We start from the raw sequence: 19,030 nt of genomic DNA, 5'->3' as shown, positions 1-19,030 counted from the left end.
ATCCCATCCCGAACTCAGTAGTGAAACGATGCATCGCCGATGGTAGTGTGGGGCTTCCCCATGTGAGAGTAGGTCATCGTCAAGATTCATTTCGCAAAACCCCTATCTGCGCGAGCAGGTAGGGGTTTTGTCTTTTCCGGCTCGGAAAAGTATCGCCCGTGATATGGTTTCCAGCAGAACCACCTGCCCCAGAGCGTATTCAATGGCCCGCACTACTTCACTGCACCCAGGCTTCATGATCGTCCAAGGTAATCGCCTTGATGAACTGCGTAGCTTGGTCGTGAGTGTGATGCGCCGCTACCCGCTAGCTCCGCTGGAAAACGAAATCGCCCTGGTCCAGAGCAACGGCATTGCCCAGTGGTTGAAGCTGGCTCTGGCTGAAAATCCGCAAGACGGTGATCAAGGCGGTTGTGGCATCGCAGCGGCCATTGATGTGCAACTGCCTGGCAGTTTCATGTGGCAACTTTATCGGCGTGTGCTGGGGCGCGATGAAATCCCTGAAGTGTCGTTGCTCGACAAGGCACCCTTGACCTGGCGCCTCATGCGCCTGCTCCCTGAGGTGATCGAACGCCCGTATTTCGAGCCGCTGCGCCGTTTTCTCACCGATGACAGCGATCTGCGCAAGCGCTACCAACTGGCTGAACGTCTGGCTGACCTGTTCGACCAATACCAGGTGTACCGCGCCGACTGGCTCAAGGACTGGGCTGCTGGCGATCATGTGCTCAATACCGCGCGCGGCGAGCGCAAGCCATTGGCCAGCGGCAACCGTTGGCAGGCCGAGCTTTGGCGCATCCTGCTGGAGGACGTCGGTGAAGAGGGCATGGCCCAGAGCCGCGCCGGTGTGCACCAGCGCTTCGTCGAGCGCATCAATGCTTTGCAACAAGCCCCCCAAGGCCTGCCAGCACGCCTGATCGTCTTCGGCATTTCGTCGCTGCCCGCGCAGATCCTCGAAGCTCTGGCAGGGCTCGCGAGGTTCAGCCAAGTGCTGCTGTGTGTGCACAACCCTTGCCGTCACCACTGGGGCGACATCGTTGCCGACAAAGACCTTCTGCGTCACCAGTACAAGCGTCAGCAGCGTAAACAAGGCATGCCCTTGCAACTGGACGACGAACTGTTGCACCAGCATGCCCATCCGCTATTGGCGGCCTGGGGTAAACAAGGCCGCGACTACATCAACCTGCTCGACAGCTACGATGACCCAGGGAGCTATCAAGGCGTATTCAGCGACGGTCGCATTGACTTGTTCAGCGACGCCACCCCAGGCAACCTGCTCAATCAGCTGCAGGACGATATTCTTGAACTGCGCCCGCTGGCCGAAACCCGTGAACAGTGGCCACCGGTCGACCCGACGAAAGACCGCTCGATGCGCTTCCATGTGGCCCACAGTGCCCAGCGCGAAGTTGAAATTCTCCACGATCAGTTGCTGGCCCGTTTCAGCGCCGATCCAACTCTGCGTCCGCGGGATGTCATTGTCATGCTCCCGGCCATTGATGCTTATGCCCCGCATATCCGCGCGGTTTTCGGCCAACTGGAGCGCAACGACCCGCGTTATATTCCGTTCACCCTGACCGACCAAGGCCAGCGCGGTCGCGAACCCTTGCTGATCGCCCTGGAGCACCTGCTCAAGTTGCCCGATAGCCGCTTTGCCGTGAGCGAAGTGCTTGATCTGCTGGATGTTCCCGCCTTGCGAGCCCGCTTCGCTATCCAGGAAAGCGACCTGCCGACCCTGCACCGCTGGATCGAAGGTGCAGGCATCCGTTGGGGACTGAGTGCCGAGCAGCGCGCGAGCCTCGGTTTACCCGAGGGGTTGGAGCAGAATAGTTGGCGATTCGGCCTGCGGCGGATGCTCCTGGGTTATGCCGTGGGCACTGGAGAAAGTTGCGATGGCATTGAACCTTATGACGAAATCGGCGGCCTCGATGCGGCGTTGATAGGCCCACTGGTAGCGTTGCTCGACGCCCTTGAGGTGGCCTGCCAGACGTTGTCGCAACCGGCAAGCGCCACTGATTGGGGCGAGCGCCTGCACGCCTTGCTCCAGGTCTTTTTCCTTGCCGAGGATGAACACGACGAACTCTTGCTGGCTCAGTTGCAGGACCTGCGTGATACCTGGCTGGAAACCTGCGAATCGGTCGGCCTGCACGATCCACTGCCGCTGACCGTCGTTCGCGAAGCCTGGTTGTCCGGCCTCGACCAGGGCAAGCTGTCACAGCGCTTTCTCGCAGGTTCGGTGAACTTCTGCACCCTGATGCCCATGCGTGCGATCCCGTTCCGAGTGGTCTGCCTGCTGGGCATGAACGACGGTGACTACCCGCGCGCTCAGCCTCCGCTCGACTTCGACCTGATGGCCAGCGACTATCGCCCTGGCGATCGTTCGCGTCGCGAAGACGACCGCTACCTGCTGCTCGAAGCCTTGCTGTCAGCGCGTGATCAGTTGTACGTGAGCTGGGTAGGCCGCAGCATTCGCGATAATAGCGAGCGCCCGGCGTCGGTGTTGATCGGACAACTGCGCGATCACCTGGCCGCCGGATGGCAACTGGCAGGCGCGCAATCTGGGCTCAAGGACGATCCAGGTCAGCAATTGCTGCACGCGCTCACCCAGGAGCATCCGTTGCAGCCTTTCAGCCTGCGTTACTTCCAGAAGGGCAGCCCATTGTTCAGCTTCGCCCATGAGTGGCTCGCCCTGCATGAGGCTGATGCCGCCCACCGGACCGAGCAGCGCGCGTTGCCCCCCTACAACAGCGATGAGCCCCTGACACTGACGCAGTTGCAGGACTTTCTGCGTCATCCGGTCAGGCATTTCTTCAGCCAGCGCCTGAAAGTGTTCTTCGAGGCCTTGGAGGCTCCCACCCCCGACGAAGAGCCCTTCGTGCTCGATGCGTTGCAACGCTATGGCTTGAGCGAGCGCCTGCTCGGCGCCGCATTGGCCGATCCAGACAACGTAGAGCAGGCGCTGCAGAGCCAGGCGCGCCGCCTGCAAGCCTGTGGCTTGCTGCCCTTGGCAGGTTTCGGCGAAGCCGTTCAGGCCGAGCTGATCGAGCCGCTGCCCGACCTGCTGCAACGCCATCGACAGTTGTTGCAACGCTGGCCGGACGTGGTCGACGGCGCCCTGCCGATCCACTTCGCGCATGCCCAGCACCGGCTCGAAGGCTGGTTGGGCCGTGTGTACCAGGCCGAGGATCAAAGCCTGTTGAGCATCGGCACCGTGCCTAATACCCTCAGTGCGGGGCGCAATGCCCTGAAGTGGCAACGCCTGATCCCGGCTTGGGTCATGCACCTGGCGGCCTGCGCGTCTGGGTATCCGCTGTACAGTGCATTGGTGGCCAGCGACTTGACCTTGCTGCTTGCCCCTGTGCCGATCGAGCAAGCCGCTGAACGGCTTGGCGAGTTGTTGGTGGCGCGTCAGGCGGCTATGAATGCGCCCTTGCCCGTCGCGGCCAAGACCGCTTTCGCCTGGCTTGCGCAGAGCGACCCGGATAAAGCCCTGGCCGCCGCCCAACGTGCCTATGAAGGCGATGGCCAGAACAGCTTCGGCGAGCGTGCCGAAAGCCTGGCCTTGGCCCGTCAGTATCGGGACTTCGCTGCGCTGACCCTGGACGAAACCTTCGAAGGTTGGTGCGAAACCCTGTACCGCCCCCTGTTCGCTGCCCCCTGGCAGACCCTTGGTAACCCGGAGAGTGCTCAATGAGCCAGGCCCGCCCACTGGCCCTGAGTTTTCCCTTGCACGGCAGCCAACTGATCGAGGCCAGCGCCGGCACGGGCAAGACCTTCACCATCTCGGCCCTGTACCTGCGACTGATCCTCGGGCATGGCGCAGAACAGGGTTTTGGGCGTGAATTGCTGCCGCCGCAGATCCTCGTGGTGACCTTCACCGATGCCGCCACCAAAGAGCTGCGCGAACGAATCCGCGCGCGCCTGGCCGAGGCGGCAAGGTTCTTTCGTGGTGAACTGGAGGGTGCCGATCCGCTGTTGCACCTGCTGCGTGAGGATTATCCCGCAGAGCATTGGCCGCGTTGCGCCAGCCGCCTGGAAGTCGCTGTGCAGTGGATGGACGAGGCTGCCGTTTCGACCATCCATGGCTGGTGTCAGCGCATGTTGCGCGAGCACGCCTTTGACAGCGGCAGCTTGTTCACCCAGAGCCTGGAAACCGACCATAGCGCCTTGCTCGGTCAGGTAGTACGCGACTACTGGCGGCGCTTCTGCTACGACCTGCGCGGCGAGTCCCTTGCTTGGGTACGTGACAATTGGGCGAGCCCCGATGCACTGCTACCGCGGATTCGGCCGTTGTTCGGGCGGGTACGCGAGCAGGCTGACGAACTGGCGCCACAGGTGCTGATCGAAGCCGCCTTGCGTGAGCGCGCCGAACAGTTGAACCAGCTCAAGGCGCCTTGGAGCGCTTGGGCCGATGAGCTGCAACAGATCTGCCGCGACGCGGTGGCCGCCAAACAGGTCGATGGTCGCAAGTTACAGGCTCGTTATTTCGAGCCCTGGTTCGACAAGCTGCGTACGTGGGCCACTGACGAGGGCGCCATGGAGCTGGACCTCGGCACCGGTTTCACCCGCCTGACCCCTAGCGGCATGGCTGAAGCATGGAAGAGCGGTGAGCCGCCCGAGCATCCGGGGCTGCAGGCCATGCAAGGGCTGCCCGATCAGTTGCAGGGCCTTGCCAGTCCCGATGCGCGCTTGCTTGAGCATGCCGCCGGCTGGGTGGCCGCACGCTTCGAGATGGAGAAGCGTCGCCGCGCCGAGATGGGCTTCGATGACATGCTCCTGCGCCTGCAGCACGCATTGCGCAGCGACGCTGGCGAGCGCCTGGCCGGCCTGATTCGCGAGCAGTTCCCGGTTGCGCTGATCGATGAATTCCAGGACACCGACCCGGTGCAGTACGGCATTTTCGAGCGCATCTATCGCATCAGCGAGAACAACCCGGACACCGGCCTGTTCATGATCGGTGATCCCAAGCAGGCCATCTACGCCTTCCGCGGCGCCGACATCTTCACCTACCTGGCTGCCCGCCGCGCCACTGCCGGACGCCTGCACAGCCTGGACACCAACTACCGTTCCAGCGATGCGATGGTCAAGGCAGTCAATCGGGTTTTCATGCAGGCTGAAGTGCGCGAGCAGGGGCGCGGTGCGTTCCTGTTCCGCACATCTGGGGACAACCCGCTACCGTTCATCGAGGTGCAGGCAAAGGGGCGTGACGAACGCCTGCTGGTCGACGGCCAGCCATGCGCTGCGTTGCACTGCTGGCAACTGCCGAGCGATGAGCCGGTTTCCAGTACCGTCTACCGTCAGCGCCTGGCCGCCAGCTGCGCCAGCCATATCGCCATGTTGCTCAACGGCGGCCAGCAGGGCGTCAGTGGCTTTGCCGCAGATGACGGGGTACTTCGAGCATGCCAGCCGTCCGATATCGCCATTTTGGTCCGTGATGGCCGCGAGGCGCAGTTGGTTCGTAGCGAACTTGCGGCCCGCGATGTGCGCAGCGTGTACCTGTCCGACAAGGACTCGGTGTTCGCCGCGCAAGAGGCGCATGACCTGCTGGCCTGGCTTAAGGCCTGCGCCGAGCCTGATGCCGAACGCCTGCTCAAGGCGGCTCTGGCGAGCCTGACGCTTGACCTGCCCCTGCTGGAACTGGAGCGGCTGAATCAGGACGAGCGGGTCTGGGAAAACTGGGTCATGGCTTTCCGCCGATACCGCGACATTTGGCAGCGCCAGGGCGTGCTGCCGATGCTGCGCCGCCTGCTGCACGACTTCCAGCTGCCGCGCAATCTAATGGGCCGTAGCGATGGCGAACGGGTGCTGACCAACCTGCTGCACCTGGCCGAGCTGTTGCAACAGGCGGCTGCTGAGCTAGATGGCGAACAAGCGCTGATCCGTCACCTCGCTGAGCACCTGGCCAACGCCGCGCAGGCCGGCGAAGAGCAGATCCTGCGCCTGGAAAGCGACGAGCAACTGGTCAAGGTGGTGACCATTCACAAGTCCAAGGGCCTCGAATACCCGTTGGTGTACCTGCCGTTCATCTGCACCAGCAAGCCGGTGGACGGCAGCCGCCTGCCGCTGGCCTGGCACGACGACGAAGGCGTTGGTCATCTCACGCTGACGCCGGACGCCGGGCAGATCGAACGCGCCGACGACGAACGCTTAGCCGAAGACCTGCGCTTGCTCTACGTGGCTCTGACCCGGGCGCAGTACGCGTGCTGGTTGGGCGTCGCCGATCTCAAGCGCGGCACCCAGCGCACCTCGCAACTGCATCGCTCGGCCTTGGGCTATCTGCTCGGGGGGGGCCAGCCGCTGGCCAGTTCCGCTCAGTTGGGCGAGTGGTTGCAGGCACTCGGCGCGGGCAGTTCGGCCATCGTCAGCATGCCGCTGCCGGAGGCGGACGAACAGCGCTACCGTATACCGCTCAGCCAGCGCGAGCTGCTGCCGGCGCGCAAGCCTCGTCGGGCCGCCGCTGAGCATTGGTGGATCGCCTCCTACAGCGCCCTGCGCGTCGGTGACCAGACCCTCATTGCCGATAGCTCCCAGGCGCAGCAACTGTTGGACGACGAACCGCTCGACAGTCAATTGCTACGCGAAGTGCCGGCCGAGGCCGGCGACATTCATCGCTTTCCCCGAGGCCCAGCGCCAGGCACCTTCCTGCACGGCCTGCTGGAGTGGGCCGGCAGCGAAGGTTTCGCCGACATCAGTGCCGACCCTGAGCGGATCGAGCGTACCGTCGGTCGGCGCTGCAACCGGCGCGACTGGACCGGCTGGATTCCTACGCTCAGCCAATGGCTCGAGCAGATGTTGGTTCAACCTATGCCCCTGGCCCAAGGCAGTCTCACCCTCGCGGGCTTGAGTCAGTACCAGATCGAAATGGAGTTCTGGTTCGCCAGCCATCAGGTCGACACCCAGCGTCTCGACCAACTGGTGGTGCGCCACACCCACGCTGGCGCGGCGCGCCCGGCCGCGCAGCCTACTCAGCTCAACGGCATGTTCAAGGGTTTCATCGACCTGGCCTTCGAGCTGGACGGACGCTATTACGTGGCCGACTACAAGTCCAACTGGCTGGGCCCCGACGTTCAGGCGTACGCTGCCTTGGCGATGGAGCAGTCGATTCTCGAGCACCGTTACGACTTGCAGTACGTGCTTTACCTGCTCGCCCTGCATCGGCAATTGCGTGCACGTTTGCCCGACTACGATTACGACCGCCATGTGGGCGGTGCCTTGTTCATTTTCCTGCGCGGTGTGAGCGCTGCGGGCCACGGGCTTTACCATGCGCGCCCGCCGCGTGCGCTGATCGAGGCGCTCGATGCGTTGTTCCGCGGTGAGCACACGCCCGACCAACAGGACTTGTTTGCCGGAGCCGCGCCATGAGCCGAAGCCTGGACGATCTACTGCCCACCGCGTTGCAGGCCGAGCACCTCAGTGCCCTGGCGCCGTTGCAGCGCAGCCACGATCTTCTGGCGCTGCTCGACCGTTGGGTCGAGCGCGGCTGGCTGCGTGCCCTGGACCGCGCATTCGTGAGTTTTCTCGAAGAGCGCGCGCCGGGTAGCGACCCGCTGGTGCTGCTGGCGGCAGCGCTGGCCAGCCACCAACTAGGGCATGGCCATGTGTGTCTGGACGTGGCGCAGACCTTGGCCGAGCCGGATTTTGCCCTCTCGCTGCCGCCGGAGGGCGATGCCCTGGCTGGCCCCTTGTTGCTGCCCTCGCAACTGTTGGCCAGCCTGGATCTGTCCACTTGGCTGCAACGTATCGGTGCCAGCCCATTGGTGGCCAATGGCGATACCTCCGGGCACAGCGCCCGCCCGCTGGTATGCAGCGGCGAGCGCCTTTACCTACGGCGTTACTGGGCCTACGAACGGCGCATCGATGCTGCCCTGCACGCACGTCTGGCCCGTCAGCACGCGCAGCAGGACGATCTTGCCGAGCGTTTGGAGCAACTGTTCGCCAGTAATGCTGCGAGTGCCGAGGTGGACTGGCAGAAGCTCGCATGCGCCCTGGCGACCCGCGCCGGCTTCAGCGTGATCACCGGCGGCCCTGGCACCGGCAAGACCACCACCGTAGTGCGCCTGCTGGCGCTGTTGCAGGCTCCGGCCGTGGCCCAGGGCCGACCGCTGCGTATCCGCCTGGCGGCGCCCACCGGCAAGGCGGCTGCGCGCTTGACCGAGTCCATCGGCCAGCAGGTCGAGCGGCTACAGATCGGTGAGCAGGTGCGTGCGCAGATTCCTACCGACGTCAGCACGGTCCATCGCCTGCTTGGCAGTCGCCCAGGGTCGCGGCATTTTCGCCATAACATGACCAACCCGTTGCCGTTGGATGTGCTGGTGGTCGACGAAGCGTCGATGATCGACCTGGAAATGATGGCCAACCTGCTTGATGCCTTGCCACCTGCCGCGCGCCTGGTGCTGCTTGGCGACAAGGACCAGCTGGCATCGGTCGAAGCCGGCGCGGTGCTGGGTGATTTGTGCCGGGATGCCGAGGAGGGTTGCTACTGGCCACAGACGCTCGATTGGCTGGAGCAGGTGGGGGGGCAGTCGCTGGCGGCTGCGGGGCTAAGTACGGGCGTTGCTGGGCGCCATCCGCTGGCCCAGCAGATCGTCATGCTGCGCCACTCCCGCCGCTTCGGCGAGGGCAGTGGTATCGGGCAACTGGCGCGCTTGGTCAACCGCCAGCAGGCCCGTGAGGCCCGTGAACTGCTGGGCGACGCGCCGGCCGACGTGCACTGCCTGATCCTCGGCGGCGAGCACGACCGGCGTTTCGAGCGACTGCTGCTCGATGGTCTGGACCGTGGCCCGGAGGGGCCGCAAGGCTACCGCAGTTACTTGCGCGCCATTGGCCGTCTGCGCCCGCCACCTGGCACGCCTGCCGATGACCCAGGTTGGGAGCAGTGGGCCGGCGCTGTGCTGCGCAGCTTCGATGATTTTCAGCTGCTGTGCGCCGTGCGCAAGGGCCCCTGGGGCGTCGAGGGCCTGAATGAGCGCGTCGAGCGGGTGTTGCACAGCGCAGGTTTGATCGACAGCCAGCAAATTTGGTACGAAGGTCGCCCGGTACTGGTGACCCGCAACGATTACGGTCTGGGCCTGATGAACGGCGATATCGGCATCGCCCTGCGCGTGCCCGACGACCAAGGCCAGGCACTGCTGCGTGTCGCCTTTGCGCGCAATGATGGTTCTGGCGGGGTGCGGTTCGTCTTGCCCAGTCGCCTCAGTGAAGTGGAGACCGTGTTCGCCATGACCGTGCACAAGTCCCAGGGCTCGGAGTTCAGCCACACCGCGCTGGTGCTGCCGGACGCGCTCAATCCGGTGTTGACCAAGGAACTGGTGTACACCGGCATTACCCGTGCCAAGCAGTGCTTCAGCTTGATCGAGCCGCGTGCCGGGGTATTCGAAGAGGCTGTCGCGCGCAAGGTACGGCGCGTGTCGGGCTTGATGTTGGACCAGGTCGGATGATGGCACACAGCGGCAGTGTGCTATTGTTGCGGCATTATCTGGAATCCTGCTGAGAGATTTCCCCCCATGGCAGTGGCTGTCTCGGTCTTGAGACGCGTGACGCTGAGTGCGCGCTGGCTGCTGGCAACCACGCTGTTGCTGGGCAGCGGCATGGCCTGCGCCCACGATGCTGTCACCCAGGCCCAGGCGCAGCAACGGGCCAAGGCCGTGACCCAGGTGGTGTTGGGCATATTGGGCTACGCCCGCTGGCCCAGCGAACCCAACCCGTTGCGCCTTTGCCTGGTGGGCCCCACCGAATACGCCGACGACCTGATCAAGGGCAATGTGCAGAACTCCGGGCAGCCGCTGCAAGTCAGGCGCTTGCTGGCAGATGATGCCCGCGTGGCCAGTGCCTGTGATGCGCTGTACATCGGCAAGCTTGACGCCTATCAGCGTGAGCGCCTGTTCCAGAAGGTCAGCGGGCAGCCGGTGGTGAGCATCAGCGAGGCGGACGATCCATGCACCGTTGGTAGCCTGTTCTGCTTGCGGGTCGGTGACCCGCAGGTGACTTTCGAGGTCAACCTCGACTCGGTGGCGCGCAGTGGCGTGCGCATTCACCCCAGCGTGCTGCAATTGTCGCGGCGCCGGGCGGCACAGCCATGAGGCGTCAGTCTGTGCGTACCTCTCGGCCGACCTTACGTGGCGTGCTCGGGCGTGGCCATCTGAGCGTGGCGTTGCTGGCTGCCGGGCTTGCGGGGGTACTGGTGACCCTGCTAGGGGTCGCGGCGCTGCGCGTGCACGCCAACCACAACTTGCACCTGATCGCTCGGTCCATCAGCTACACCGTCGAAGCGGCCGTGGTATTCGCTGACAGCGCTGCGGCCAACGAGGCCTTGACCCTGATCGCCTCTACCGAAGAGCTGGCCGACGCCAAAGTCTACAGCCGCGACGGCACGCTGTTGGCGCATTGGTCGCGCGGCGGCGAGGGATTGATTGCGCGGTTGCAGAGCACGATGGCAGGCGTGTTGCTGGAAGAGCCGGTCAACTTGCCGGTCCAGCACATGGGGCAGGCCGTTGGCCACATCGAGCTGATTGGCCAAGGTGGCAGCCTGATGCGTTTCTTGCTCAGCGGGCTGGCGGGCGTCGTGCTGTGCATCTTGCTCAGCGCAGGCTTGGCCTCCTATCTCTCGCGCCGGGTGTTCGGCGATATCATCCGCCCGCTGCGCCATCTGGCCAGTGTCGCGCATGCCGCACGTCGCGAGCGTAGTTTCGACCGACGTGTACCGCCGACGCAGATCGCCGAGCTGAACGAGTTGGGCAACGACTTCAATGCCCTGCTTGATGAGTTGGAAGCTTGGCAAAGTCACCTGCAAAGCGAGAACGAGACCCTTGCTCACCAGGCCAGCCACGACAGTCTCACCGGGCTGCCCAATCGGCATTACTTCGAAGGCCGGCTGACCCGCAGCCTGCGCAGTGCCGCGCGTCAGCAGGAGGCGCTGGCGCTGTTGTTCCTCGACAGCGATCACTTCAAGCAGATCAATGACACCCTCGGCCATGCCGTGGGCGACGAGGTCTTGGTCAGTGTGGCCGGACGGGTGCGTGGGCAACTGCGTGACCAGGATCTGGTGGCGCGGTTGGGCGGCGACGAGTTCGCCGTGCTGCTCAGTCCGTTGCATGTGCGTGAGGATGCCGAGCGCATCGCCGAGAAAATCGTGCAGAGCATGCAGGTGCCGATTCAGTTGGCCGATGGCAGCAGCATCAGCACGTCGCTGAGCGTCGGCATCGCCTACTACCCGCAGGATGGCCAGGATCCAGCCAGCCTGCTCAATGCCGCAGATGCGGCGATGTACCAGGCCAAGCGCAAGCGCCGTGGCCAATGGCAAGCGGCGCAGCCGGAACCTTGCGCAGCAGAAGTGAAAAACAGGAGCTGAACGTTGATCGAGCGCGTTGTGCGTTTTCGTTTGCTGGCGATACTGTTGGCAATCGTGTGGGTATCTGGCTGCCAGAGCGTCCCCCCCAAGGGCCTGACCGCCGAGCAGGTTGCAGTGCTCAAGCGTGAAGGTTTCGCCCCCACCGAGGAGGGCTGGGCGTTCGACTTGTCGGGCAAGGTGCTGTTTGGCAGCGATGTGGATGGTTTGAACAGCCAGAGCCAAGCCATCGTCGAGCGGATTGGCAAGGCGCTGCTGTCCGTGGACATTCAGCGTGTGCGGGTCGACGGCCATGCCGACGCCTCAGGCAAGGCGGCTTACAACCAGCAACTCTCCGAGCGCCGGGCCTGGAGTGTGGCTAAGGCGCTGGCCGGCATCGGCATGTCGGCGCAGAACATCCAGACCCGCGGTCTAGGTAGCAGCCAGCCGGTGGCGGACAACCGTACCGCTGCGGGGCGGATGGAGAATCGGCGGGTGTCGATCGTGGTGGCTTCGGACTGATACCGTCGGCGCTCAAGCTCTGCCTGTAGGCGCCAAGCCGAGCCCGTGTCAATCGTTAGCCGCGCCAGGCCCAGCAGCGAGGGCGGCTGGTCAGCCTTTGGCAACGTGCATCTTGCGCGTCTGGCCCATCAGCAGCGGGGCATTGGCCTCGGTCACCTCGCGGATGTAGTCCCACAGCAAAGTGATGCGCTTGAGCTTGCGCAAGTCCTCGCGGCAATACATCCAGAATTGCCGTGTCACTTCGATCTCCTCGGGCAGTACCGTCACCAGGCGTTCGTCCTGCGCGGCCAGGAAGCAGGGCAGGATCGCCAGTCCACGGCCTTGCAGGGCAGCGGTGTACTGGGCGATCACGCTGGTGCTGCGCAGGTGGGCCTGGGCGTTGGGGATGAGGTTGGCCAGGTACAGCAGCTCCGAGCTGAACGCTAGGTCATCGACGTAGCTGATGAACGGATGGCCGGCCAGGTCCGCCACCGAACCGATCGGCGCATGGCGGTCCAGATAGTCCTGGGTGGCGTACAGGCGCAGGCGATAGTCGCACAGCTTGCAGCACACATAAGGACCGTGTTCGGGACGCTCCAGGGCGATGACGATGTCGGCCTCGCGCTTGGACAGGCTGATGAAGTGCGGCAGTGGCAGGATATCGACCGATATCGCCGGCCAGGCATCGACGAAATGGCTGAGCTGCGGGGTGATGAAGAAGCTGCCGAAGCCCTCGGTGCAGCCCATGCGCACATGCCCTGACAGCGCCACGCCAGAGCCGGAGACTTGTTCGCAGGCCATATGCAGGGTGCTTTCGATCGACTCGGCATAGCCCAGCAGGCGTTGGCCTTCGGCGGTGAGCACGAAGCCGTTGGTGCGTGATTTTTCGAACAGCAAGGTGCCCAATGCCCCTTCCAGCGAGCTGATGCGCCGCGACACCGTGGTGTAGTCCACGGCCAGGCGCTTGGCGGCGCTGCTGGCCTTGCGGGTGCGCGCCACCTCAAGAAAAAACTTGAGGTCGTCCCAGTTCAGAGCGCCCAGGGAGGTGAGGTCTTTTTGCATGATGATCCGGTTTTTTTGTGGATTCTTGTTGGATGTTTGCACATCTATACTCGAACTCAGCCCCTGCACGCCAGCCCGTGTACGCACCGGGCGCCAGCATCATCGCAGCGACAATAATTCCAAGGAGAGCGCAGATGAACGCACCGCACACACCCCAGACCCAGGTCGAGCAGGTCAAGCTGCTGATCGACGGCCAGTGGGTCGAGTCGAAAACCACCGAATGGCGCGACATCGTCAACCCGGCCACGCAGCAGGTGCTGGCGCGGGTGCCATTCGCCACGGGCGAAGAAGTGCACGCCGCCGTAACGGCTGCCGAGCGCGCCTTCAAGACCTGGCGTGACACCCCGATTGGTGCGCGCATGCGCATCATGCTCAAGCTGCAGGCGTTGATCCGCGAGCATACCAAGCGTATCGCCGCGACCCTGAGTGCCGAGCAGGGCAAGACCCTTGCCGACGCCGAAGGCGATATCTTCCGCGGCCTTGAAGTGGTCGAGCACGCGGCCTCCATCGGCACCCTGCAAATGGGCGAATTCGCCGAGAACGTCGCCGGCGGCGTCGACACCTACACCCTGCGTCAACCCATCGGCGTGTGCGCCGGCATCACTCCGTTCAACTTTCCCGCGATGATCCCGCTGTGGATGTTCCCGATGGCCATCGTCTGCGGCAACACCTTCGTGCTCAAGCCGTCCGAGCAGGACCCGCTGTCGACCATGATGTTGGTGGAGCTGGCGCTGGAGGCCGGGGTGCCGGCCGGCGTGCTCAACGTGGTGCATGGCGGCAAGCAGGTGGTGGATGCCCTCTGCACGCACCAGGCCATCAAGGCGATCTCGTTCGTCGGCTCGACCGAAGTGGGCACCCACGTCTACAACCTGGCCAGCCAGCATGGCAAGCGCGTGCAGTCGATGATGGGGGCCAAGAACCACGCCGTGGTGCTGCCTGATGCCAACCGTACGCAAACCGTCAACGCCCTGGTCGGCGCTGCGTTCGGTGCGGCCGGTCAGCGCTGCATGGCGACCTCGGTGGCGGTGCTGGTGGGCAAGGCCCGCGAGTGGTTGCCGGATATCAAGGCGGCGGCCAGCCAACTGAAGGTCAACGCCGGTTGCGAGCCAGGTACGGATGTCGGGCCGGTGGTGTCCAAGCGTGCCAAGGAGCGTGTGCTGGGCTTGATCGAGAGCGGCATCCGGGAAGGCGCCACGCTCGAGCTCGATGGGCGCGACGTGAACGTGCCGGGTTACGAGCAGGGCAACTTCGTTGGCCCGACCCTGTTCTCGGGCGTGCGTACCGACATGCAGGTGTACACCCAGGAGATCTTCGGCCCGGTGCTGGTGACACTGGAAGTCGACACCCTCGATGAGGCCATCGCCTTGGTCAATGCCAACCCGTTTGGCAATGGCACGGGCCTGTTCACCCAGAGCGGCGCGGCGGCGCGCAAGTTCCAGAGCGAGATCGATGTCGGCCAAGTGGGTATCAACATTCCGATCCCTGTACCGGTGCCGTTCTTCAGCTTCACCGGCTCGCGCGGCTCCAAGCTCGGCGACCTCGGCCCTTACGGCAAGCAGGTGGTGCAGTTCTACACTCAGACCAAGACCGTCACCGCCCGTTGGTTCGACGACGACAGCGCCGACGGCGGTGTGAACACCACCATCAGCCTGCGCTAAGGAGCTTGCCATGCGTATCGCATTCATCGGCCTGGGCAACATGGGCGCGCCCATGGCCCGCAACCTGATCAAGGCCGGGCATCAGCTGAACCTGTTCGACCTCAACCAGACGGTGCTGGCTGAGCTTGCCGAGCTGGGCGGGCAGGTCAGCGCCTCGCCCAGGGACGCTGCCGCCAGCAGCGAACTGGTGATCACCATGCTGCCAGCGGCAGCTCATGTGCGCAGCGTCTACCTGAACGAAGACGACGGTGTGCTGGCCGGCATCCGCCCAGGCACCCCGACCGTCGATTGCAGCACCATCGACCCGCAGACCGCTCGCGAGGTGTCCAAGGCCGCAGCGGCCAAGGGTGTCGACATGGGCGATGCGCCGGTCTCAGGCGGTACCGGTGGCGCGGCGGCGGGCACCTTGACCTTCATGGTCGGCGCCAGTGCCGAGCTGTTCGACACTCTCAAGCCGGTGCTGGAGCAGATGGGGCGTAACATCGTGCATTGCGGCGAGGTGGGCACCGGGCAGATCGCCAAGATCTGCAACAACCTGCTGCTGGGGATCTCGATGATCGGTGTGTCCGAGGCCATGGCCCTGGGCAATGCGCTAGGCATCGACACAAAAGTGCTGGCGGGGATCATCAACAGTTCGACCGGGCGTTGCTGGAGCTCGGACACCTACAACCCGTGGCCGGGCATCATCGAGACCGCCCCGGCTGCACGGGGGTATACCGGTGGCTTTGGTGCCGAGCTGATGCTCAAGGACCTGGGGCTGGCCACCGAGGCCGCGCGCCAGGCGCACCAGCCGGTGATTCTCGGCGCAGTGGCCCAACAGCTATACCAGGCCATGAGCCTGCGCGGTGATGGCGGCAAGGATTTCTCGGCGATCGTCGAGGGGTATCGCAAGAAAGATTGATTCATCAGGCAGGCTTGATCGCATGGCGAGTGCCGTTTCCCCTGTAACTGCGCACCTGGGGGAGCGGTATTCACCATGCGATTTTTTGCAACGCGTGAACGATGCAGGTCAGGCGAAGACGAAATACTTGCGCACGGTTTCGACTACTTCCCAGGTGCCTTTCATGCCCGGCTCGATCACGAACACATCGCCGCCCTTGAGGTGCTTGGGCTCCTCACCTTCCGGGGTGATGATGCAGTAGCCTTCGAGGAAGTGGCAGAACTCCCACTTCTCGTAGTTCACCTCGAACTTGCCAGGGGTGCAGATCCAGGTACCCATGATCTTGCTGCCGTCGGCCGACAGGTAGGCGTTGAGATTGACGGTGTGCGGCTCGCCCTCGATGCGTTTCCACTTGGTCGCGTCGACCACCGGAGTCGGACAGGTTTCGCGCAGCACAGTGATGAAATCGGACATGGCGTGGCTCCAGGCTAAAGGTTCAAAGACGCATCACCATAGGGCCAACGCCCATCGTGCAGTTGCCTGGGCTCGACGCCCAGCTGTCTGCCTGCGCTATGCCCGGATGTTGATTTCAACCGTCACGTGGGCCAGTTCCTCGTGCACGGCCAGGGCCTGGCGCACACGGTCGGCATCGAGTGCGTCGTCGGTGGCCAGGCTCAGGATGCAGGCGTACTGGTCCTTGCCGACGCGCCACACATGCAGGTCGGTGATGCTGGCCGGCACCGGCAGTTGCGCGACCACCTCGCGGATCTCCTCGACTACTGGGGCATCCATCTCGGCGTCGAGCAGCACCCGACCGGTATCGCGCAGCAGGCCTTTGGCCCACAGCGCCACCAGTACCGCGCCCACCAGGCCCATCACCGGGTCCAGCCAACTGGCGCCCCACAGCTTGCCGGCCACCAGGGCGACAATCGCCAACACGGAGGTGGCTGCGTCGGCGATCACGTGCAGGTAGGCCGAGCGCAGGTTGAGGTCGTGATGGTGGTGGTGGTCATGGTGATGGCCGTGGTCGTGGTGATGCACGTGATCGTCGCGCAGCAGCCAGGCGCAGAGCAGGTTCACCGCCAGGCCGATCACGGCGACGAAAATCGCCTCGTCATAGTGGATCGGGCCAGGGGAGAGCAAGCGTTCGACCGACTGGAACGCCATCAGCCCGGCCACGCCGAGCAGCAACAGGGCGCTGGAGTAGCCCCCCAGGATCTCGATCTTCCAGGTGCCGAAGGCAAAGCGCGGGTCTCGTGCATAGCGCCGGGCGGCGGCGTAGGCCAGCAGTGACAAGCCCAGGGCCAGGGCATGGGAACTCATGTGCCAGCCGTCGGCGAGCAGGGCCATGGAGTTGAACAGCCAGCCCCCGGCGATCTCTGCCACCATCATCAGCGCAGTGAGCCATACGGCCAGGCGTGTCTTGCGCTCTGCGCCGAGATTGCTGGTGTGGAACTGGTGGCTGTGCTGCCAGTGGTCGGAGGTTGGCGTGCTCATGGTTTATCATGCTCCTGGAATAGCGTGAAATATACTATACCCCAGTATACCTATGGTGGTGGAAGCACAATGGCACATACCCTCAAGAGCAAGAAGCAACTGCTGACCCGCGTGCGCAAGATCAAGGGCCAGGCTGCGGCCTTGGAAACTGCACTGGAGCAGGACAAGGACTGCCTGGCGATCCTGCAGCAGATCGCCGCCGTGCGCGGCGCGGTGAACGGTTTGATGACCGAGGTGATGGAAGGGCACATCCGCGAGCATTTGGTAGCGGACGGGCTGAGCGCGCAGGCGCGTCAGGAAGAGGCGGACAAGGTGGCGTCGCTGTTGCGCTCCTACCTTAAGTAACACTCCTCTCATCGAACTGCACATCACTTGCTGATTTAGCCGGGGCCTGTGGGAGCGGTTTCAGCCGCGAACACCGGCGAAGCCGGTGCCCTGCACCGAGTCGCCTGCTTCGCGGGCAAGCCCGCTCACACAGGGGGCGCGCTAGTTTTTAGATACTGAATAAGACAGTTGCCCCTACAGGGTATACCTATACCCCCCTCCAGTACTTACGCCCACCAGTACCGCACGAAGTGGAAAAACACCGGCGCTGCGAAACACACCGAATCCATGCGGTCGAGCATACCGCCGTGGCCTTCGATCATATGCCCCCAGTCCTTGACCCCACGGTCGCGCTTGATCGCTGACATCACCAGCCCGCCGAAGAAACCCATGGCGTTGACCGTCAATGCCATCAGCGCCGCCTGCCAGAAGCTGAACGGGGTGATCCAGCACAGCATCGCGCCGATCAAGGTGGCCAGCGCTACGCCGCCGGCCAGGCCTTCGACGGTCTTGGAGGGCGACAGGTTGGGGGCCACCTTGCGCTTGCCGAACAACTTGCCGCACACGTACTGCAACACGTCGCTCAGTTGCACCACCAGGATCAGCCAGGCGATCAGCAATAGGTTGCGGCCCTCGTAGCCCGGTATGTCCAGGGTCATCAGCGCGGGCACCGACGATACGCAATACACCGCGATCATCAACCCCCATTGCACCTTGGAGGCGCGCTCCAGAAAGCGCGTGGTATCGCCGCCGAAGCTGGCGAGGATCGGCAGCAGCAGGAACAGGTAAACCGGGATGAAGATGCTGAACATCCCGTACCAGTCCATGCCGATCAGCAAGTACTGCACCGGAAGTGCCACGTAGAACGCGGCCACCAGCGCCGGGTAGTCGCTGCGCCGGGTTGGGGTGAGGGTCATGAACTCGCGCAGGGCATAGAACGACACGCCGTAGAACAGCACGATCACTCCGTACTTGCCGAACACGAACGCCAGCCCGATCACCAGCACCATCACCCACCAGGCGTTGATGCGTGCATTGAGGTTGTCGATCACTGCATGCGGTGCAGGGCCGGCGCGCCACTTGAGCAGTCGGCCGATCACGCTGGCCAGCAACAGCAGGGCGCCGATGCCGGCGAACAGGGACAAGGTGTTGTGATCCATCTCAGGCTTCCTTCGGGGCCAGGTTGAGCAGGGCCTGGCGGGCCCGTTCGAGAAACGCTTGCTTGTTTTCGTCCGCATGCAGATGCATCGGCTCGCCGAAGCTCAACGTGCACAGCAACGGCAGGGGCAGGGCGCGACCCTTGGGCATCACCCGGTTGAGGTTGGCGATCCACACCGGCACCAGCTCGACCTGCGGGTTGGCCGTGGCCAGGTGAAACAGACCGCTTTTGAACGCCAGCAGCGGCTCGTCGCCCAGGTTGCGTGTGCCTTCGGGGAAGAAGATCAGCGAATCGCCCTGGGCGAATGCATCGAGCACCGGTTGCAGCGGATTGTCCTCGGCAGCCGGGCGTTGGCGGTCGATGAGCACGGCGTTGAAGACCCGGCGGATGATGAAGTCGCGGATGCCAGGTTTGCACCAGTAGTCGGCGCCGGCCACCGGGCGGGTGTGTCGGCGCAGCGCTTCGGGCAAGGCTGCCCACAGCAGCACGAAGTCGCCATGGCTGCTGTGGTTGGCAAAGTACAGGCGCTGTACGGGTTGCGGCGTGCAGCCAAGCCACAGGGCGCGGGCCCCAGTGATCAGGCGGGCGGCAGAGGTGATGATGATGGCAGTCAGACGGGCGAGCATGGCATCGGT

At 64.0% G+C, this 19,030-nt stretch carries 14 protein-coding genes; 9 read left to right on the top strand and 5 right to left on the bottom strand.

The annotated features are described in order from the left end of the window. The first annotated feature begins 202 nt into the window (after positions 1–202). From recC to ACNFIC_RS07800, 6 genes are all read left to right on the top strand, one after another. Complete coding sequence (recC, locus tag ACNFIC_RS07825) at positions 203–3,685, top strand: exodeoxyribonuclease V subunit gamma (protein WP_416780619.1); 3,483 nt, start codon at positions 203–205, stop codon at positions 3,683–3,685. Next, positions 3,682–7,353, top strand: a complete 3,672-nt coding sequence (gene recB / locus ACNFIC_RS07820) for an exodeoxyribonuclease V subunit beta (RefSeq protein ID WP_416780617.1) — start codon at positions 3,682–3,684, stop codon at positions 7,351–7,353. The genes recC and recB overlap by 4 nt, the downstream gene beginning before the upstream one ends. Continuing rightward, positions 7,350–9,428, top strand: coding sequence for an exodeoxyribonuclease V subunit alpha (recD, locus tag ACNFIC_RS07815; protein ID WP_416780616.1), 2,079 nt, complete (start codon positions 7,350–7,352; stop codon positions 9,426–9,428). Before recB ends, recD begins: the two co-directional genes overlap by 4 nt. 66 nt (positions 9,429–9,494) lie before the next feature. Next, positions 9,495–10,070, top strand: coding sequence for a YfiR family protein (locus ACNFIC_RS07810; protein ID WP_138219096.1), 576 nt, complete (start codon positions 9,495–9,497; stop codon positions 10,068–10,070). Beyond that, positions 10,067–11,338 (top strand): diguanylate cyclase domain-containing protein, encoded by a 1,272-nt coding sequence (locus ACNFIC_RS07805; RefSeq protein ID WP_138219095.1) that lies wholly within the window; start codon positions 10,067–10,069, stop codon positions 11,336–11,338. The genes ACNFIC_RS07810 and ACNFIC_RS07805 overlap by 4 nt, the downstream gene beginning before the upstream one ends. Positions 11,339–11,344: 6 nt before the next feature. Beyond that, on the top strand, positions 11,345–11,836 hold the full coding sequence (locus ACNFIC_RS07800; protein WP_138219121.1) for an OmpA family protein: 492 nt from the start codon (positions 11,345–11,347) through the stop codon (positions 11,834–11,836). A 90-nt stretch (positions 11,837–11,926) separates the two neighbouring features. Here the strand turns inward: ACNFIC_RS07800 and ACNFIC_RS07795 are convergent, their stop codons facing one another. Beyond that, on the bottom strand, positions 11,927–12,877 hold the full coding sequence (locus tag ACNFIC_RS07795; RefSeq protein WP_416780613.1) for a LysR family transcriptional regulator: 951 nt from the start codon (positions 12,875–12,877) through the stop codon (positions 11,927–11,929). Between the two features lie 134 nt (positions 12,878–13,011). Here ACNFIC_RS07795 and ACNFIC_RS07790 point away from each other — a divergent pair, with 134 nt between their 5' ends. Both ACNFIC_RS07790 and mmsB read left to right on the top strand, forming a co-directional pair. Continuing rightward, the gene (locus tag ACNFIC_RS07790; RefSeq protein WP_416780611.1) at positions 13,012–14,535 is read left to right on the top strand and encodes a CoA-acylating methylmalonate-semialdehyde dehydrogenase; all 1,524 of its coding nucleotides are present in this window, start codon (positions 13,012–13,014) and stop codon (positions 14,533–14,535) included. A gap of 10 nt (positions 14,536–14,545) precedes the next feature. After that, positions 14,546–15,436, top strand: coding sequence for a 3-hydroxyisobutyrate dehydrogenase (gene mmsB, locus ACNFIC_RS07785; RefSeq protein ID WP_138219092.1), 891 nt, complete (start codon positions 14,546–14,548; stop codon positions 15,434–15,436). 108 nt (positions 15,437–15,544) lie between these two features. Here mmsB and ACNFIC_RS07780 read toward each other — a convergent pair whose 3' ends face one another. Next, complete coding sequence (locus ACNFIC_RS07780; RefSeq protein WP_138219091.1) at positions 15,545–15,889, bottom strand: cupin domain-containing protein; 345 nt, start codon at positions 15,887–15,889, stop codon at positions 15,545–15,547. Between the two features lie 96 nt (positions 15,890–15,985). Then, positions 15,986–16,912: a CDF family Co(II)/Ni(II) efflux transporter DmeF gene (gene dmeF, locus ACNFIC_RS07775; protein ID WP_138219090.1), complete on the bottom strand. Its 927-nt coding sequence runs from the start codon at positions 16,910–16,912 to the stop codon at positions 15,986–15,988. A gap of 69 nt (positions 16,913–16,981) precedes the next feature. Here dmeF and ACNFIC_RS07770 point away from each other — a divergent pair, with 69 nt between their 5' ends. After that, positions 16,982–17,257 (top strand): metal/formaldehyde-sensitive transcriptional repressor, encoded by a 276-nt coding sequence (locus ACNFIC_RS07770; RefSeq protein ID WP_138219089.1) that lies wholly within the window; start codon positions 16,982–16,984, stop codon positions 17,255–17,257. Positions 17,258–17,463: 206 nt separating this feature from the next. Here the strand turns inward: ACNFIC_RS07770 and ACNFIC_RS07765 are convergent, their stop codons facing one another. Further along, positions 17,464–18,396, bottom strand: coding sequence for a phosphatidate cytidylyltransferase (locus ACNFIC_RS07765; RefSeq protein WP_138219087.1), 933 nt, complete (start codon positions 18,394–18,396; stop codon positions 17,464–17,466). A gap of 1 nt (position 18,397) precedes the next feature. Continuing rightward, positions 18,398–19,021, bottom strand: coding sequence for a lysophospholipid acyltransferase family protein (locus tag ACNFIC_RS07760; RefSeq protein WP_138219086.1), 624 nt, complete (start codon positions 19,019–19,021; stop codon positions 18,398–18,400). Between the last annotated feature and the right edge of the window lie 9 nt (positions 19,022–19,030).

This window comes from Pseudomonas sp. NY15463 (assembly GCF_048068415.1).
In the GTDB taxonomy this organism is placed as follows: Bacteria; Pseudomonadota; Gammaproteobacteria; order Pseudomonadales; family Pseudomonadaceae; genus Aquipseudomonas; species Aquipseudomonas mosselii_C.
The sequence above is the reverse complement of the archived record's forward strand: the minus strand, read 5'-3'. Positions and strand labels throughout refer to the sequence as shown.

Excerpts from the sequence above, each read along its gene's own strand:
- recC (WP_416780619.1), top strand. The coding sequence starts at position 203 with ATGGCCCGCACTACTTCACTGCACCCAGGCTTCATGATCGTCCAAGGT.
- recB (WP_416780617.1), top strand. The coding sequence starts at position 3,682 with ATGAGCCAGGCCCGCCCACTGGCCCTGAGTTTTCCCTTGCACGGCAGC.
- recD (WP_416780616.1), top strand. The coding sequence starts at position 7,350 with ATGAGCCGAAGCCTGGACGATCTACTGCCCACCGCGTTGCAGGCCGAG.
- ACNFIC_RS07810 (WP_138219096.1), top strand. The coding sequence starts at position 9,495 with ATGGCAGTGGCTGTCTCGGTCTTGAGACGCGTGACGCTGAGTGCGCGC.
- ACNFIC_RS07805 (WP_138219095.1), top strand. The coding sequence starts at position 10,067 with ATGAGGCGTCAGTCTGTGCGTACCTCTCGGCCGACCTTACGTGGCGTG.
- ACNFIC_RS07795 (WP_416780613.1), bottom strand. The coding sequence starts at position 12,877 with ATGCAAAAAGACCTCACCTCCCTGGGCGCTCTGAACTGGGACGACCTC.
- ACNFIC_RS07790 (WP_416780611.1), top strand. The coding sequence starts at position 13,012 with ATGAACGCACCGCACACACCCCAGACCCAGGTCGAGCAGGTCAAGCTG.
- mmsB (WP_138219092.1), top strand. The coding sequence starts at position 14,546 with ATGCGTATCGCATTCATCGGCCTGGGCAACATGGGCGCGCCCATGGCC.
- ACNFIC_RS07780 (WP_138219091.1), bottom strand. The coding sequence starts at position 15,889 with ATGTCCGATTTCATCACTGTGCTGCGCGAAACCTGTCCGACTCCGGTG.
- dmeF (WP_138219090.1), bottom strand. The coding sequence starts at position 16,912 with ATGAGCACGCCAACCTCCGACCACTGGCAGCACAGCCACCAGTTCCAC.
- ACNFIC_RS07770 (WP_138219089.1), top strand. The coding sequence starts at position 16,982 with ATGGCACATACCCTCAAGAGCAAGAAGCAACTGCTGACCCGCGTGCGC.
- ACNFIC_RS07765 (WP_138219087.1), bottom strand. The coding sequence starts at position 18,396 with ATGGATCACAACACCTTGTCCCTGTTCGCCGGCATCGGCGCCCTGCTG.
- ACNFIC_RS07760 (WP_138219086.1), bottom strand. The coding sequence starts at position 19,021 with ATGCTCGCCCGTCTGACTGCCATCATCATCACCTCTGCCGCCCGCCTG.